The organism is Heyndrickxia sp. MSNUG, assembly GCF_049532715.1.
GTDB lineage: Bacteria > Bacillota > Bacilli > Bacillales > Cytobacillaceae > Mesobacillus.
In genome coordinates this window covers 1,846,003-1,864,093 of record NZ_CP150978.1, presented here as the reverse complement: position 1 = coordinate 1,864,093, position 18,091 = coordinate 1,846,003, and the positions used below count along the sequence as shown (strand labels likewise).

General features: G+C 41.2%; 12 protein-coding genes and 2 pseudogenes. All 14 read right to left on the bottom strand.

Annotation, left to right across the window (positions count from 1 at the left end; translation table 11 throughout):
- Positions 1-78 precede the first annotated feature (78 nt).
- Positions 79-800 (bottom strand): annotated as a pseudogene (gene ymfI / locus AABM38_RS09110) (elongation factor P 5-aminopentanone reductase).
- A gap of 101 nt (positions 801-901) precedes the next feature.
- A pseudogene (yfmH, locus tag AABM38_RS09105) lies at positions 902-2,193 on the bottom strand (EF-P 5-aminopentanol modification-associated protein YfmH).
- A complete protein-coding gene (yfmF, locus tag AABM38_RS09100) occupies positions 2,193-3,470 on the bottom strand; it encodes an EF-P 5-aminopentanol modification-associated protein YfmF (RefSeq protein WP_423410080.1) in 1,278 nt (425 codons plus the stop codon). The pseudogene yfmH and the gene yfmF overlap by 1 nt, the downstream one beginning before the upstream one ends.
- A 235-nt stretch (positions 3,471-3,705) precedes the next feature.
- Positions 3,706-4,794: a GGDEF domain-containing protein gene (locus AABM38_RS09095; protein WP_423410079.1), complete on the bottom strand. Its 1,089-nt coding sequence runs from the start codon at positions 4,792-4,794 to the stop codon at positions 3,706-3,708.
- Positions 4,795-4,993: 199 nt separating this feature from the next.
- Entirely contained in the window at positions 4,994-5,947 is a 954-nt protein-coding gene (locus tag AABM38_RS09090; RefSeq protein ID WP_423410078.1) for an ABC transporter permease, read from the bottom strand.
- 1 nt (position 5,948) lies between these two features.
- A complete protein-coding gene (locus AABM38_RS09085) occupies positions 5,949-7,028 on the bottom strand; it encodes an ABC transporter permease (RefSeq protein WP_423410077.1) in 1,080 nt (359 codons plus the stop codon).
- The gene (locus tag AABM38_RS09080; RefSeq protein ID WP_423410076.1) at positions 7,025-8,548 is read right to left on the bottom strand and encodes an ABC transporter ATP-binding protein; all 1,524 of its coding nucleotides are present in this window, start codon (positions 8,546-8,548) and stop codon (positions 7,025-7,027) included. Before AABM38_RS09080 ends, AABM38_RS09085 begins: the two co-directional genes overlap by 4 nt.
- Before the next feature lie 192 nt (positions 8,549-8,740).
- Positions 8,741-9,835, bottom strand: coding sequence for a BMP family lipoprotein (locus AABM38_RS09075; RefSeq protein WP_423410075.1), 1,095 nt, complete (start codon positions 9,833-9,835; stop codon positions 8,741-8,743).
- Positions 9,836-9,922: 87 nt separating this feature from the next.
- Complete coding sequence (locus tag AABM38_RS09070) at positions 9,923-10,648, bottom strand: GntR family transcriptional regulator (RefSeq protein WP_335374926.1); 726 nt, start codon at positions 10,646-10,648, stop codon at positions 9,923-9,925.
- Between the two features lie 310 nt (positions 10,649-10,958).
- Positions 10,959-13,295, bottom strand: coding sequence for a DNA translocase FtsK (locus AABM38_RS09065; RefSeq protein WP_423410074.1), 2,337 nt, complete (start codon positions 13,293-13,295; stop codon positions 10,959-10,961).
- A 155-nt stretch (positions 13,296-13,450) separates the two neighbouring features.
- Positions 13,451-13,663 carry a YlzJ-like family protein gene (locus tag AABM38_RS09060; RefSeq protein ID WP_423410073.1) on the bottom strand — a complete coding sequence of 71 codons (213 nt, stop codon included), beginning with the start codon at positions 13,661-13,663 and terminating at the stop codon, positions 13,451-13,453.
- A complete protein-coding gene (locus tag AABM38_RS09055; RefSeq protein WP_423410072.1) occupies positions 13,660-14,412 on the bottom strand; it encodes a ClpP family protease in 753 nt (250 codons plus the stop codon). Before AABM38_RS09055 ends, AABM38_RS09060 begins: the two co-directional genes overlap by 4 nt.
- Before the next feature lie 370 nt (positions 14,413-14,782).
- Entirely contained in the window at positions 14,783-16,453 is a 1,671-nt protein-coding gene (locus AABM38_RS09050; protein ID WP_423410071.1) for a ribonuclease J, read from the bottom strand.
- A gap of 745 nt (positions 16,454-17,198) precedes the next feature.
- Positions 17,199-18,065, bottom strand: a complete 867-nt coding sequence (dapA, locus tag AABM38_RS09045; RefSeq protein WP_423410070.1) for a 4-hydroxy-tetrahydrodipicolinate synthase — start codon at positions 18,063-18,065, stop codon at positions 17,199-17,201.
- Positions 18,066-18,091: the final 26 nt, after the last annotated feature.

Below are 18,091 nucleotides of genomic sequence, written 5' to 3'. Positions count from 1 at the left end.
GTACAACGTTATTTTGCATACGTAAGACGTTAATTATTCATCAAGCTGGACCTTTTGAAAATTTGTCACAAAATCTTTTTATGTGTGCCATCCTCCATTAACAGCCAATACTTGGCCTGTTATATAAGAGGACTTTTCTGAGAGCAGGAATTCAACACTCTCTGCCACTTCACGGGGTACTCCAAGTCTTCCGGCTGGAATTTCATCCGCCATGGCCTCAATCTCATCTGATGTAAAGTCACTCAGCATTGGGGTTGAGATCACTCCCGGGGCAACAGCGTTCACTCTGATACCGGAGGGTGCCAGCTCTTTACTCAATGCTTTTGCAAAAGAAATTTGTGCTCCTTTTACCATTGAATAGGCTACTTCACAAGCAGCTCCTGTCTGTCCCCAAATAGAAGACACAATGACGATGCCACCGTTTTTTTTCGGACCAATTTAGGTATTAACATTTTTGTCAGCAGAAGCGGGGATGTAACGTGGATTTGTATCAGCTGCTCAGCTGCGTTTTCTTCCAATTCCTCAAGCAATCCATACACAGCGTTCCCTGCATTATGAACAATAGCATCCAAAGAAAAAACATTTCTTGCCAAATCGGTATATCCAGTTTTTGAAGCTAAATCTGCTTTGACAGGGATATATTCACCTGGATAATGTTGGAGCTGATCAAGTATTGATTGTATTCCTTTTTCATTGGTATTGTAATGTAGGTAAAGCGAATAACCTGCTTCTGCAAGCCTCAAAGAAATAGCCTGCCCAAGCCCGCCGCTTGCGCCGGTTACTAATGCGAACTTTTTCATTCTAATGTTCCTCTCTTAATTCTCTAATTGAAAATGCGCCGGACAGCACCGGCGCATACATAGACATTATTATGCTCTTCCAACATTGCTGAAACAAGCTTTTATTTCTCTTTGGGAACGACCTGGCATACAGTCAGGCGCTCTTCCGCAATCAAGCTATCAGCAGCCTGCTTAATATCGTCCAGTGTAAGACTTTCAAGGACTGGAACAACCTCAAACAAATCCATTTCATTAAATGCATAGCGGGTAAACTGATTGGCAATATACTCAGGTGAGTTAACTGCACGGAGAAACGCACCGATTTTTTCTTTTTTGTCCTCTCGAGACTGTCTGCTGTCAGCATGTTACCTGATTTTGCGTCCATTAGCATGCCTTCAAGCTTCTCAGCAAGGAGGTCCGGTTCGTTCGTGTCGCCTCCCACCATCGCAAAGCCAAATCCTTGCTCTTGCGTGTAGTCATAGGAGAATGTATCATCAATCAGCCCAGAACCATATAATTCAGTATAGTTCTCTGAGCTCTTCCCAAATATAATGTCGAGCATCACATTTGTTGCCAGTTCATTTTTAAGCATCTCTTTGCCAGCCTGATTTGTATCGGCAGCTTTTATGCCCACAAGACACTTTGAGGTTTGGACATTCATTTTGAGAACCTGTTTCTTTTCTGCTACTCCAGCCTGTTCTTCATCAAATTCACGCTTAATTTCTGGTTTATTTTTGTATTCTTTCTTGCTCTGGTTACCCTTGATCATGCCCATTGTTTCATCAGGGCTTACCGGGCCGACAACAAACAGAAGCATATTGCTCGGGTGGTAGAAGGTCTCATAGCATTCATAAAGCATATCCTTGGTAATATGTGAGATCGACTCGATCGTCCCTGCAATATCAATGCTGACAGGGTGATTTTTGTACATATTCTGAATCAACCCGAAATACAGTCTCCAGTCAGGATTATCGTCATACATGGTGATTTCCTGGCCGATAATTCCCTTTTCCTTTTCAACGGTCTTTTCGGTAAAATAGGGCTCTTGAACAAAATCGATCAGAGTCTCCAGGTTCTTTTCAACGTTTGAAGTACTTGAAAACAAATAAGCTGTCCTTGTAAAAGAAGTGAAAGCATTTGCCGATGCACCTTGCTTACTGAATTGTTGGAAGACGTCCCCATCTTCCTTTTCGAATAATTTATGCTCTAAAAAATGCGCAATACCATCGGGTACCTTGACAAACTCGTCTTTTTCTGGCGGCAGGAAATGATTATCGATTGAACCATATTTGGTCGTGAATGTTGCATACGTTTTATTGAAGCCCTTTTTAGGTAGGATGTATACATCCAGTCCGTTATCCAGTTTCTCATAATACATCTCTTCCTGAAGCTGTTCAAAAATAATCTTATCCATTATTTATCCGCCTCCAATCCAGTTAAGAAGTAGATGGTATCCATTTTCACTTTGTTGGCTACTTCGACGATTTCTTCCTTCGTGGTTTTGCCCATTCCTGTGAGCCAGTCATCAAGGTTGACCTTTTGTTCTGACACGACATTGTGATAAAGAACTTCTACCATCCCTCTTGCTGTATCCAATGTTTCAAGCATCTGGTTCTCAATGACGGCTTTTGTCTGCTCTATTTCCTGTTCGGTGAAATCACCTGCTTGCATAGCCTGCATTTGTTCTCGGATGATTTTCACTGCCAGTTCAAAATTATTGAACTCGATTCCGGACATCACCATCATCAGTCCTTTGTGACTCTCAAGGCGGCTTGCTACATAGTATGCCAGGCTATTTTTTTCCCTAACATTTATAAACAGCTTGGAATGTGAAAAACCGCCAAAAATTCCATTGAACACCTGAAGGGCAAAGTAATCGTGATCACCATAGAAGATATTTGTTCTATAACCGATATTCAATTTCCCTTGTTTCACATCTTCTTTTTCTTTAACTGTTTTTTCTTCGACATTTGCTGACGGAGTTGTTTCTACTATTTTCGGTGTGCGCTGTTCAAACTTCAGCAGGTTTTCAGCAATGGATTGTACTTCAACTTCATTTACATCACCGATGATAAAAAGGTCAAGCTCATCTTCTGCAAAAGCCTGTTTGTAGTAAGAATAAAGATTTTGCTCATTAATCTCAGCAATATCATCGATTTCACCATTAACATGGAGTGCATATGGCTCCCCTGCGCACATTTCTTGAACAAGCCTGAAATTGGAGTATCTCATTTTATCATCATACACGGCCTGGATACGCTGTTTTAATGTCCGCTTTTCCTTTTCAACAGTTTCCTTGTCAAATGTTTCATTTTCCGCGAGTGGATTCACCAGGATTTCAGCTATTAGTTCCATCCCCTTTTTCAGCAAAGGTTCAGGGTCGCTTAAGAATTTTTCATTGGCAATTTCAAGTGAAAAGCTGATCACCTGGTATTCACCCTTTTTTGAAACATCTACATATAAATTTGCGCCATAAAGCTCATCTAAATAGGAACGAAGCTTTGATGTTGTTGGATATGCTTTAGAGCTGCTTTGCAGCACATATGGCAACAAAGCACGCTTGGTAACGTTTTCGCTTGTGAGCGGTGATTTCATCTTCCAGACGATTGTATTGGTCTTGAACTTTTCTGTTTTTACTACATGGAGCTTGTAGCCTTTCATATCTTTGATTGATTCTGAAATGACAGCCATAGAAATCCTCCTTTATTTTTAACGCCATATAAAGCCTTACAGCACTCTTCTTAACTTTTTTAAGCAAACAAAACATTTATCTTTTTTTATGTATACGTCGAGATGCCTATATTTAATATTCCTATAAATATACTCTAACTATACCTTTCACGTTTTGTCTAATTCAAGCAATAGCCAAATTGGTGATACTTTGGGCCTTTCAAATACAGCAAAAGCTCCCCGGATGGGAAGCCTATTATTGAGTTGCCGCTGCACTTTCAGCATTAGCTGCTGAATAATAATATGTATATCCCGTCTCAAACTTCGCTTGATTCTTGCCAGCCGCCTTTGCACTGTAAAGCAGCTGATCCGCGCATCCGAGAAGCTTATCGGGTAATTCCTGGTCTTTTGATGATACGATGCCGAAACTCATTGTAACAGATACGCATTCTTCACTGAATGTATTTGTATCAAGAGTAGAATAGAGGGCATCAAAAAAGCTGATTTGCTGTTTACTACTCAATTCGGGTAACAGAAAAGCGAATTCTTCTCCTCCATATCGAAACGCCTGTGCACCATGCTTTTCGGCAAGCACCTTGAACACCCCACCTATCCTCCTCAGGATTTCATCCCCGGTCAAATGGCCGTATTGATCATTGACTTGTTTAAAATGATCGATATCCCCCATCACTAACATGAATTTTTGTCGTGATGAAGTTAGGATCCTTAACTGCTCCTGAAAATGGCGGTGATTGTACAATCCAGTTAAATAATCAGTGAACATAAGTTCATGGAAAATTTCCTTTTGCCTAAAGTGCTTTCTTTCCCTAATGACGATCATTGATCCGAAAACCCCGACTACCCATATAAAAAATATATTAAGAATAAAAACAAAGGTCGTAAAAAATTCATGTTGGCCCTGTGCCATATAGATGGCAGAATAACCAACTGTCAAAGCAGCAGATGAGATGATTGCTCCCATTGTCCTCCAGTAAATTGTTGCATGCATGACAAGCAAATAGGCGATTGGAAAAAGCGGTGACATGACTCCATTTGTCAGGAACAACAGCCACATTAGTGCAACATAATCGAATAAGATACCAGCCTTTGCCAGTAAGTTAAGGTACTGGTTACCGGGGGCAATTTTAATCAGAGCAATCTGGGCCGCTGCCATGTATACAAATCCAACCAGCAGCAGTAATGGAAAAGTTTCTTTTGTAAAATTAAGTCTGTCTGCAAGCGGCGGATAATAAAACACAAGCAGACCGACAGCCAGAAAGATCCAGCGTAAATATGAAAAGATTTTCTCCGTTTCACGGTCATCCATATATAAAGAAAGTTTCATTTAATTTAACCTCTTACTGCTGTTATTTTTAACCAACTTTCCCTTTATTTTATCATAATAGTTTTAAAGTTACTAAAAATAATATGTTCAAAACTTCTTAATTTGAGATAAAATGATGGAAATTATTCATGGGCAAATCAAAAAAGAGGCACCTGGGATCCAGGTGCCTCTTTCTACTTTGTTTGTGTCGTAATCGTAATTACCGTTTTCCACTATCAAATGTTTCACCGACAGCCTTTGGTGCCTGTGACGATTTAGAGAAGATGACCAATGCGATCAATGTTACCACATATGGGAAAATCTTCAATAGGATTGGCGGGATGACAGCCAATTCTGGAATTACCTGTGATACGTTAGCAATTGTACTAGCAAAGCCAAAGAAGAATGTAGCAGCCAACACACCAAATGGTTTCCACTGTCCAAAGATCAATGAAGCGAGCGCAAGGAATCCAAGGCCAGAAACAGTTCCAGTAAATTCACCTGCATAGGTAACGATGATCAATGCGCCGCCCAATCCGGCAAACGCTCCCGAGATAAGTACGCCACTGTAACGGACTCTTCTAACGTTAATCCCGGCTGCTTCAGCAGCTTGAGGAAATTCTCCACATGATCTTAAACGAAGACCAAATCTTGTCTTATATAAAACGAATGAGCTAACGAATAAGATTAGCAAGACAAACCATGTGGTTGGATATGTCTTCGTGAAAAATAAATCACCGATAACAGGAATATCCGAAAGGAAAGGAACATTTGACGGTGAAAAACCGCTCGTGATCCTGATGTTTCCACTTCCAGTAATATTCCTTGCGAGGAAAATCGTAAGTGCAGTCGCAATCATATTAATCGCAGTACCACTTATGATCTGGTTAGCATTTAAATTTATACTCGCAAAAGCGTGAAGGAGGGAAACGAGTACCCCTGCAACAACGGCAACAAGCAATCCAAGCCAAAGAACCAAAGTGTTGTTGTCAATAACGTCACTCATATAATGAATCGATAGTGCGGCTGAAAAAGCACCAATGACCATTAACCCTTCAAGTGCAATATTAACAATACCGCTTCTTTCGCTGAAAAGACCGCCTAAGGCTGTAATAAGAAGAGGTATTGTAAAGATAATCGCGTAAGGAAATATTTGTTCTATAATTGACCACATCTTAGGAATCTCCCTTCTCGACTACAGGACCACTTTTTTCTTTTTTATGTGATCTATTCTTCATGAATTTGTTCAACAAACGCTCAATCATTACACTTGTTGCGGCAAAGTAAATAATGATCGCGATGATCGTATTCGCCAATTCAGGCGGGATTTCAGTCATGGCATTCATAAAGCCTGTACCTGAGTAAAGGATACCGAATAAAATAGCGGCAAAAAATACACCAATTGGGTTATTAGCACCAAGAAGGGCTACGGCAATGCCGTCATATCCCTGCGCAGGAAGAATCCCTATTTGGATCGTTGAAGCATTACCCGTGTATAATGCAACACCGCCAAGGCCAGCAAGTGCCCCGGAAATCAGCATTGATAAGATGATATTGCGATTCACCTTCATACCCGCATATTCAGCAGCATGTCTGTTAAAACCAACAGCCTTAAGTTCAAAACCTAAAGTTGTCTTATTAATGATAAACGATACGATGATAACAGCAATAACTGCAAGGAAAAGACCAAGGTTAATATAAGATCCAGCAAACATTTCTGTTAAGAACGGTGCTTTCAGCGTTGCTGAATCTGCTAATGTCTTAGATTCAGTTTCAAGGAATTCACCTTTAAAATAAGAAGGAATGACATAATAGACTGTCCAGTAGGCAATCCAGTTCATCATGATCGTTGAAACTACCTCGTGAACGTTAAACTTTGCCTTAAGCAATCCAGGTATGAATGCCCATAATGCTCCACCAATCAGACCAACAATGACCATGACAAGGAGCAGAACCGGCCTAGACAGATCATACGTTAATCCTACCGCTGAAGCCAGCAATCCGCCGATCAGCATTTGGCCTGACGCACCGATATTAAAAAGTCCTGTACGGAAGGCAAAAGCAACGGAAAGACCAGTGAAAATCAAAGGAGTAGCAGTTGCAAGAGTATTCCCGATACGTTCAAGATTTTTCAGTGCCCCTTGAAGCAAATAGGTGTATCCTTCAATCGGGTTGCTGCCGATGAAAAGCATCAGGATTCCCCCGGCTATCAGTCCTAAAATAATGGAAATTAATGATACGATGGTATGTCTCATATGCTTCTCTCCTTAGCCACGCCTGCCATCATCAAACCAACTTCATTTTCATTCGTTTCAGAAGCGATTACTGTACCTACGAGTTCTCCATTGTTAACAATGGCAATACGGTCCGATAATTGTAATACCTCATCCAGCTCTAATGAAATCAATAATACAGCGTTTCCTTTATCTCGATGTTCTATTATTCTCTTATGGATGTATTCTATTGATCCCACGTCCAAACCACGTGTTGGCTGAACCGCAATCAAAAGCTTAGGATCCAACTCCAGCTCCCTGCCGATAATAGCTTTCTGCTGGTTACCACCTGAGAGGGTCCTTGCAATCGAAGCAGCACCTTCACCTGAACGCACATCAAAGTTCGTCAGGATGTTTTGTGCATACGTTTTCATTGCTGATGGATTTAAGATTCCATACTTTGAGAAAGGCAGTTTATTGTATATTTGCAATACCATGTTTGATTCTAAAGTATAGTCCAGTACAAGCCCGCGTTTATGCCTGTCTTCAGGAATATGGCTAATTCCTTGTTCAAGTCTCTCGCGAATAGGGAGGTTTGTGATTTCCTGGCCACTTACGAGAACTGTCCCCGACTCAGCCTTTCTTAATCCTGTTATCGCCTCAACAAGTTCTGTTTGACCATTGCCTTCAACACCAGCGACTCCTACTATTTCACCTGCTCTTACTTCAAGTGAAAAATCTTTAAGACCCATTACTTTTCTATTATTTTTCACAGACAGAGAATCTATTTTTAGTACTACCTCTCCAGGAGTACTTTCTTTCTTATCCACTTTGAATGAAACATGGCGGCCTACCATCATTTCTGCAAGGCTCGCCTCACTTGCTTCAGCCACATTGACAGTGCCGATTCCTTTCCCACGGCGAATAACCGTACAGCGATCAGCTACTGCTTTAATTTCTTTCAGTTTATGAGTGATAATTATGATAGACTTTCCTTCTTTGATAAGGTTGCGCATAATCTTCATCAATTCTTCGATTTCCGATGGTGTAAGAACTGCTGTTGGTTCATCCAATATTAAGACATCCGCTTCTCGGTAAAGCATTTTCAAAATTTCTACTCTTTGCTGCATACCTACTGATATATCTTCAATTTTCGCGTGAGGATCTACATTCAATCCATAATGCTTGGACAATTCTTCAATTCTTTTAGCTGCCTTATCAATATCAAGCACCATGCCTTTAAGTGGTTCGCTGCCCAATATGATATTTTCAGTCACGGTAAAATTTTCTACCAGTTTAAAATGCTGGTGCACCATCCCTATTCCTAGACGGTTAGCAACATTTGGGTTCGTAATGCGCACTTCTTTACCATTTACTTTAACGACGCCTCTTTCTGGCTGATACATGCCGAATAAAACACCCATCAAGGTAGACTTTCCTGCACCGTTTTCCCCTAATAGTGCATGAATTTCCCCTTTTTTAAGCGTTAGGGTGATATTATCGTTGGCTACAATACCTGGAAACTCTTTCCGGATATTTAACATTTCTACAACATAACTCATAGTAGCACTCACCTTTGTAATAGACTCTATACCTTTTTAAAATAGGGAGTCCCCTATACTGGAACAGTACTTCAGGTAAAAACATTTAAAGACTTGAAAGATTAAAAATATTCCGGCCCTAAATTTCAAATATTTACCGTTCGGACTTTGATAGACAAAAGAGACGGAAGCCACCGTCTCTTTCGCTCTAATTTACTTAAACAAATCTCCTTGTTCAGCAGAGACCTTAACATCACCAGATTTAATCTTTTCGAAAACTTCCTTAACCTTGCTTGTTGTTTCGTCGCTCAAGTTAGGGTTCTTTTCAGGAAGACCGACACCATCGTTTTTCGCATCGAAAGTCAATGTTTGTCCACCAGGGAATTTACCGTCTAACTCAGCCTTAACCATGTCGTAAGAAACTTGGTCAAGTTTCTTCATAGCAGAAGTCAGGATAACAGATTTGTCGCCATCGTATTTTCCATCTTCATACTGGTCCACGTCTACACCAACGATCCAAACTTTTTCGCCAGCTTTAGCACGGTTCTTAGCTTCGTTGATCGCACCAACACCAACACCGCCAGCAGCTGTGAAGATTACATCAACGCCACGGTCATAATATTGAGCAGCAATTTGTCCGCCAGCTGCAGCGTTGTCGAATGATCCTTGGTAAATTACGTTTTCAGCTTTGATTGTTACGTTTGTTCCAAGGTTTTCGTTTGCATATTTAAGACCTTGCTGGAAGCCCCAGTTGAACTTTTGTACAGCAGGGATTTCCATACCGCCGATGAAGCCTGCTTCGCCCTCTTTTAATTCAAGAGCAGCTGCAACACCTGCAAGGAAACCTGACTCATGCTCTGCAAAGAATACAGCAACTGTGTTTTCTTTCACTACAGGGTTGTAGTCTCCATTATGTGGATTTCCATCAAGGATGACGAATTTTGCATCTTTATATTTATCCTGGGCTTTGAAAACAGCCGTTTCGAACTTAAAGCCCGGTGTAACGATAAACTTATATCCTGCGTCGTATAAGTTACCCATTTCTTTTAAGTATTCAGCTTCAGTATTACCTGCTGGCTTTAGGTACTTTGTGCTTACTCCAAACTCATCTTCAGCCTTTAGGATTCCTTCCCAAGTACCCTGGTTGAACGACTTGTCATCAATTGTACCTGAATCAGTAACCATACCAACTTTTAAATCGGACTTCTTGTCATTGTCGCCGCCTTTATCATCGCCGCCACAGCCAGCTAACATTGTGCCTGCTGCCAAAAGCAATGACATTACCAAACCAAATTTACGCTTTTTCAAGGTTTGTACCCCCCAGAGAATGTTTGTGGATTTCGCAGGAATGTTCTGAAAAACCATTCAGTTAGCGTTTTCATTTCCTTAAAAAAATTAAACTCTTTTTCTAAGGACATGAAAACTGAACTTATCGGCTTTAAAATAGTTGACCGAATATAGGATCGGCACGTCGTTTTCATCGAAATGCATCTGCTTCAAAACGAGCAGGGCAGTTTCAGGGTCACATTCAAGAATGGGCGAAATCTTCTCATGATAGCCAATTGGCTCAATCTGGGCAACTGCGTATGTAACTTTCCTGTTCGATTTAATCTCGAGCAGATGAAGTAATGATTCATCTTCATGAGAGAAATCGCCTGGCAGGATTTTCTCGGGAATTTTGTCTAAGCAATAGACAACAGGTTCCCCATTGGCAGTCCGCACCCTTTCAATCAAAGTGATTTCGTCATCCATCGAACATGAGAAACGGCGGATATCCTCTTCGGTAGGTCCTGTAGTCGTTGAGTTTAAGAAGATTGTACCAGGCGTCATTCCAGCCTGCTCAATCATCGCCGTCACACTGTTAAGCTGTTCGATACCTGATGAAAACAGCGGTTTGGCATTCACAAAGGTTCCTACTCCATGTCTGCGGATAATAACGTTTTCTTCTTCAAGAATACGCAAAGCTTCGCGGAGTGTTGCCCTGCTTACTCCAAGCTGTTTAGCAAGATCAAATTCTGAGGGTAATTTTTCTCTTTCTTTATAAACACCCTTTTGAATATCTTGCTTCAGGTGATCAATTACTTGTAAATACAGGTGCCGGTTATCTGACTTGATCGACATGAGGCTTCCTCCAACCTTTTTGCTCAAAGACATCAGACATCTGATGTATAGCATTCCTACTAATCGAAAATACTATAACACTTTTTTTCACATAAATAAATAGAGTTTCAACATTTTGTCGAAAAAAGCTATGATAAACAGAAATGCCTTTTTTTCCGGTACCAAAAGCCTATATTTTTGGTATAATTATATTTTGTAAGCGTTTTTAATAGTATGACATTATTATATGCCTCTGATAAGAATGTACTACACGAATATAAAAAGCCGGACTTGCTTGTCCGGCTTTTTCCACTTGTGATTCGTTTTCAGCTTATGCTTCTTCAGACTTTGCAACAAGCACATTCCTTGGTTTACTTCCCTCGTAAGGACCCACTACTCCTCGCAGCTCCATTTCATCGATCAGCCTGGCCGCTCTGGAATAACCAATCCTAAACCTTCTCTGCAGCATGGAGACTGATGCGGTTTGCATCTCGACAACAAGGTCGACTGCATCACCATATAAATCATCTTCCACTTCAGATGTGTTTTCAGGAATATCCTCAGGAATCATTTCCTCTTGATACTGCGCCTTCTGCTGTCCTATTACATAGTTGACGACTTCTTCCACCTCTTCATCTGACAGGAATGCTCCTTGTACCCTTACAGGCTTCGAAGCTCCAACAGGCAGGAACAGCATATCCCCTCTGCCTAGAAGCTTCTCTGCACCGCCCATATCAAGTATGGTACGGGAATCAGTCATGGAAGATACAGCAAAAGCAATCCTCGAAGGAATATTGGCTTTGATGACACCAGTTATGACATCGACAGACGGACGCTGGGTCGCGATGATCAGATGGATTCCTGCTGCACGGGCCATTTGTGCCAAACGTGTGATTGAATCTTCTACATCAGAAGATGCTACCATCATTAAATCAGCAAGCTCATCTACGATGACGACGATAAAAGGTAACAATGGCTGGTTAGCCTCTTCTTCACTGTTGTATCTTTTAATATATTCGTTATAGCCTTCTATATTTCTAGTACCCGTATGTGAGAAGAGTTCATAGCGCCTTTCCATTTCGTTGACAACTTTCTTAAGTGCCTGAGAGGCTTTCTTCGCATCTGTAACAACAGGTGCCAATAAATGCGGAACTCCATTGTAGACATTCAATTCAACCATTTTTGGGTCAATCATCATCAGCTTTACCTCGTGTGGTTTTGCCCTCATGAGAATGCTTGTGATAATTCCATTGATACAGACACTTTTACCGCTTCCCGTTGCACCGGCTACTAGTAAATGGGGCATTTTATTTAACTCTGCCAGTACCGCTTCGCCCGTGATATCTCTGCCTAATCCGATCTGCAGCTTTGATCCTGGCTTATTATGCTGCTTCGAGTCGATTACTTCTCTTAATGAAACCATTGCTACTTCAGAATTTGGGACTTCAATCCCTATAGCCGATTTCCCTGGAATTGGCGCTTCAATCCGGATATCCTTGGCTGCCAGAGCAAGTGCAAGGTCATCATTCAAGCTTACGATTCTGCTGACTTTAACCCCTACATCTGGATGTACTTCATACTTAGTAACAGCCGGTCCAAGATGAACCTGTGTAACCCTTGCTTTTACACCGAAACTCTGAAAAGTCCTTTCAAGCTTAGCTGCATTTGCATGAATTAATTCGTATTCTCCACTTTGATCTGTTTTATTTGGAAGCTTTAAAATACTTAATGGCGGCAGCTCATAAGCAGTATTTTCAACTTCGGTAAAAGTGATTGGCTGCTGCAGCTCTTCACCATCATTCTGATTATCCTTTTTAGGCTTTTCAGAATTAGCAGGCTGCTGGTTAGCCTCCGGACTTGCATATGCACGTTCGGCAAAACTAGAAATAATTGGTTCAGGCGCTGCCGGTTCTTCAGCTAATTCAACTGTACGGTTCACAGGTTCTTTAGTGACAGGCACCTGACGGCTGTTTGTTCTTTGTGTTTGGCGTTCTTCTCGCCTAGTCGCGCTCTTCTGCTGTTGGTTCTCTTTCCATTGTTTAAGGTCCTCAATAAATGAATTCCACTGGTCCTTAACAAACCGGCCTATTGGCAAAAAGATTTTCCCTGCTGCCTCGCCGAAGGTTTTACCAGTAACAAGAACAGTTCCAATGATGATTAACACAAATGCAACAAGCTGGGATCCAGCTGCATCGAATAAATAATAAAACAACGCGAACATGATCGCGCCAATCATTCCGCCGCCTAGATCCGTTGTACTTGTTTCACCTTTCGCTTCCATGACAAATAAATCAAAGGTATTTTTTATGACACTCGGATTCTCGAACTTACCGCCATTTGATAATAATTCAAACAACGTGACATGACTTAATAACAATATTGCACTTACAATCAAATATGTACCAATTAACTTTGTATGAAAGATAAATGGAAGACTTCGTTTCCACATTATATAAATGCTGAAGACTACAAGTCCTATCAGATTAAGCATAAACCATTCCCCGGAAAAAAAGCGAAAAAACATGACGGTCGCCCTTCCAACAGCACCAAGATCAGCCATCGCAATGATGGACAGCGCAAGCAGTGCTAACCCGGCAAGCTCATATTGAACAGTCGTTTTTAAAGGATTATTTTTCTTTCTGGATTGCCGTCTTTTCTTTTTTGCCATTTTATCACCTTATATTTATAGCTTCACTAACAGCATAATCATTCATACCTTTTCTCAAACTTCATTAAGAAGAAAAGCAGCCATAATCGGCTGCTAATGCTGAGTGTATCCATATTATATCATATTTGCCAGTTTAACTGGGACAATCCTTTGGACTAAGAAAGTGAAATTTTCGATCCTGGCATGCAGCCTGGGTCCATAAAATGGTTCGGATCCGTGCTCATCACACGTATCACTCGATATTCATGGTTTTCCGTCCATTCAGCCATTACCGGTATGCCATTATAGGTTATCAAGATTTGGTTAGCCTGTTCTTTCTCAGATGGCGGAAATACCTGCTCATGAGGCATCATCGTATAAAGGATCATTGCACAATCACTTCATTCTTTTGTTTGTTTAAGTCTATTAGCTCGTTCAGTTTCTTCATCGCCTGCCCGATACCTCCGACTGCGTGAATCAAGCCCGATTGGACAGCATCATTGCCGATGACATTTGTTCCAATGTCCCTCGTCAGATTTCCCTTAGCAAACATTAAATCTTTAAATGTTTCCTCAGTAATATTGGAATGCTTCGTAACAAAGTTAACCACTCGCTCCTGCATTTTGTCCAGATATTCAAAGGTCTGCGGAACGCCAATGACTAGACCGGTAAGACGGATCGGATGAATTGTCATTGTTGCGGTTTCCGCGATAAAGGAATAATCACATGATACCGCGATTGGCACACCAATGGAATGCCCTCCGCCCAGGACCAATGAAACAGTCGGTTTTGAAAGAGAAGCAAGCATCTCAGATATAGCCAGGCCAGCTTCAACATCACCCCCAACTGTATTTAAAATAACTAGCAAGCCTTCAATATTAGGATTTTGTTCGATTGCAACAATCTGAGGAATCAGGTGTTCATACTTTGTTGTTTTATTATGAGGCGGAAGCTGCATATGCCCCTCAATTTGACCAACAATCGTCAGGCAATGTATTTTTGAATCCTGTGACAACTGGGGCACATTCGTTTGGCCTAGCTGCTGGATTTTTTCTAACAGGCCAGATGGTTTATCTTCCTTCTGTGGATCCTGGCCTTCCTGGTTAACAGAGTTAATGATATTCATTTCCTTTTCCATCCATTACTGCTCCCTTCAGGCATGATAGTGTTAGTATGAACATCATGCGCTTTTTCATTCGGTACAGTATGGCAGTATGTGACCACAGATTGATGGGACTAATATTACTAATTATCTTTTATAATAAATTCAACAGCACCCAAGCCTTCCCAGCATATACTTAGCAAATAAAGAAAGCACTGGGAAAACCAGTGCTCAGACACTATAGACAAACACGATTAAAGCGAGCATGTCTAAGGTTTTTTGATCTTGTGTGGGAAGTATAACAGGTCTGTTGATTTCCGTTCCAGGCAATAGGTTTTTAATAACCGAGCTGTGACCTGTATCTTAGTGGACAAGCTGAGTTTGGAAAACCAGTGCTTTCTATTCTTTATTTCACTTCCATTATGATTGGCATGATCATCGGGCGGCGTTTTGTTTTATCGAATAAATAGTGGTTTAGAGAATCACGGATGTCTTGTTTTATGCTGTTCCAATCAAAAGATTCCCTGGAAAGGTTCTTTTCAACGATTTCCCGAACGAGGGTTGATGAATCAGCCATAAGCTTTTCTGATTCGCGAACATAAACAAACCCTCGTGAAATAATTTCTGGTCCGGCAGCAATTTTTCTACCAGCTTTGTTCAGAGTGACTACGACGATTAAAACCCCATCCTGCGAAAGAAGCCTGCGATCACGTAGGACGATATTGCCGACATCCCCTACACCAATTCCATCAATCAGTGTGTTTCCCGCCGGGACACGTTCTGTGGAACGTATCTTGCCTCCAACAATTTCGATAACATCTCCACGCTCTGGTATATAAATATTTTTCTCTGGAATTCCACTGGCCATCGCAACCTTTTTGTGTGCCTTCAGCATTTTGTATTCTCCATGGACAGGAATGAAAAATTTCGGGTTCATAAGGTTGATCATGAATTTTAATTCTTCCTGGCTGCCATGGCTGGAAACCTGAACACTTCTTTTGCCTGAAACTACTGAGGCCCCTGCACGGAAAAGCATATCAATGGTTTTATAAATAAAAACCTCGCTTCCCTTTAGCGGTGAAGCAGCGATCAAGACAGTATCCCCTTCCTGAATATTAACCTGAGGATGACCTTGTTTAGCCATTTTTTGCAGGGCCTCAATTGGCTCGCCCTGACTGCCGGTAGTTACGATGACGATTTCATTATCGGGATAATTATTAATTTCTGTAATTGGGATGATTAAATCATCCGCAACACTTAAGTAACCTAGTTCAAGTGTTATATCATAAACTCTTTTCAGACTTTTGCCGACAACCGCCACTTTTCGCCCATTATTCTTGGCGCTGTCAAAAAGATGCTGGATCCTGTTGATATCAGAGGCAAAGCATGCTGCAATGATCCTGCCCTGAGCGTTATAAAACACATTTGATAATTCCTCAACCACAGTTGCTTCCGATGGTGTATATCCTGGTTTTTCAGCATCTGTACTATCTGATAAAAGGCATAACACACCTTTCTCCCCGATTGTGGCCATTTTACCAATTTCAGGCTTATATAGAGCAGTAGCTGCCTGGTCGAATTTAAAATCACCAGTATGTACGATTGATCCTTCTGATGTATTGATGCTTATCCCGACAGAATCAGGGATACTGTGATTTGTTTTGAAGAAAGAAACCGTTACCGTGCCGAAGTCGAGCATCGTTTCAGAGTTAATTTCCCTGAAGTCAACTGCGCCGGAATACTCCTGTTCTCTCATCTTTTCTCTTGCAAGTGCAAGCGTAAGTTTTGTGCCAAAAACAGGTACATTCATCTTCCGAAGAACATACGTCAATGCCCCCATATGATCTTCGTGTCCATGAGTAAGGAAAATGCCTTTTACTCTTTCTTTGTTTGCTGTTAAATAGGCGAAATCGGGAATGACAATATCAATTCCAAGCATTTCATCCTCAGGGAACATCAGCCCAGCGTCTACTACAAATATGTCTCCGTCCACTTCGGTGACATACATATTTTTACCGATTTCCCCCACGCCACCAAGTGCGATGATTTTAATATTCTCATTTTTATTCGTATTCAAATTTACGCTCCTCCTACGTTATTTGTGCCGACCCTTACCAATTAAAATCATTATACTTGATGCAAGAAAATCTTTACAACTTTATTCTCCAGAGGCTGAGCAGGCTGCACATAAGCTTAATTAGACTGTTTTGTATATTGCAGAAGCTTTCCACTCAATCGAAAATAACGCTGCGAGTTGTCTTGGGAAAACTTTCGATAACAACTTAAATCGTAATCAACGATTCGAGTTGTCTTGGGGAAACTTACGAGAACAACTCAATTCGAAATTAACGCTTCGGGTTGTCTTGGGGAAGCTTACGAGAACACCTCAATTCGAAATAAGGCTTCGAGTTGTCTTGGGGAAGCTTACGAGAACAACTCAATTCGAAATTAACGCTTCGAGTTGTCTTGGGGAAGCTTACGAGAACAACTCAATTCGAAATTAACGCTACGAGTTGTCCTGGGGAAGCTTACGACAACAACTCAATTCGAAATTAACGCTTCGAGTTGTCTTGGGGGAACTTACGTGAACACCTCAAATCGGAATTTACGCAGCGAGTTGTCTTGGGGAGCTTACAAGAACAATTTTAAAAATGCTATATTTCCATCACCAAATATTCTTGGACTATCCTATTTAGGGAAATTATATATTTTCACTTCACATTTCATTCCCAAGAAACACATTTAGGAGATAAGAAGTTTTAGGAGAATAATACTATAAATACAAACGGACCAACCTTATAGGTTGGTCCGAAAATCAATCATTATGAGAATAATTTTGCAACTGCACTTCGTTCCTGTTCAGTCAGTGGCACCATTGGCAATCTTACTGAGCCAACATCCAGCCCTTTTAGCTGCAATGCCGTTTTTACCGGGCCCGGGCTTGGGGCTGCAAAGAGTCCCTGCATGATTGGCAGAAGGCGCTGGTGAAGTTTTGCTGCATCAGCATTCCTTCCACTCAAGAACGCATCTACCATTGCTTGCATTTCATTTCCAATTACATGTGAAGCAACAGACACGATTCCTGCTCCGCCAATAGCAAGGACAGGCAGAGTGAGACCGTCATCGCCGCTGTAAAGAAGGAAATCATCTGGTGTCTCAGCAATGATTTTCGTCATGGCATTCAAATCACCACTGGCTTCCTTAACCGCTACTATATTCGGAATCTCGGCCAGTTTGATAATTGTTTCAGGATGAATATTTACTACGGATCTTCCCGGAATGTTGTAAACCATGACAGGAAGAGATGTCGCTTCAGCAGCAGCTTTAAAATGCTGATATAAACCTTCCTGGTTTGGCTTATTATAGTATGGCGCAACAATCATGATGGCGTCGACACCAAGCTGTTCAGCTTTTTTTGTCAATTCAATTGTAGCGTAAGTATTGTTGCTCCCCGTTCCTGCAATGACAGGTATTCGCTTATCAACAACTTTTACTACATGCTGAAATAGAGCGACCTTTTCCTCTTTGGAAAGCGTTGGAGATTCACCTGTTGTACCAGCTATTACAAGGGAATCAGTTCCATTATCAATCAAATGGTTTACTAGCTGTGTCGTTTTTGCGAAATCAATGTGCCCCTTATGGTCAAATGGGGTTACCATTGCTGTAGATATTCTTCCGAATTGAACCATTCTGTTCACTCCTCTTCTCTCAGGCT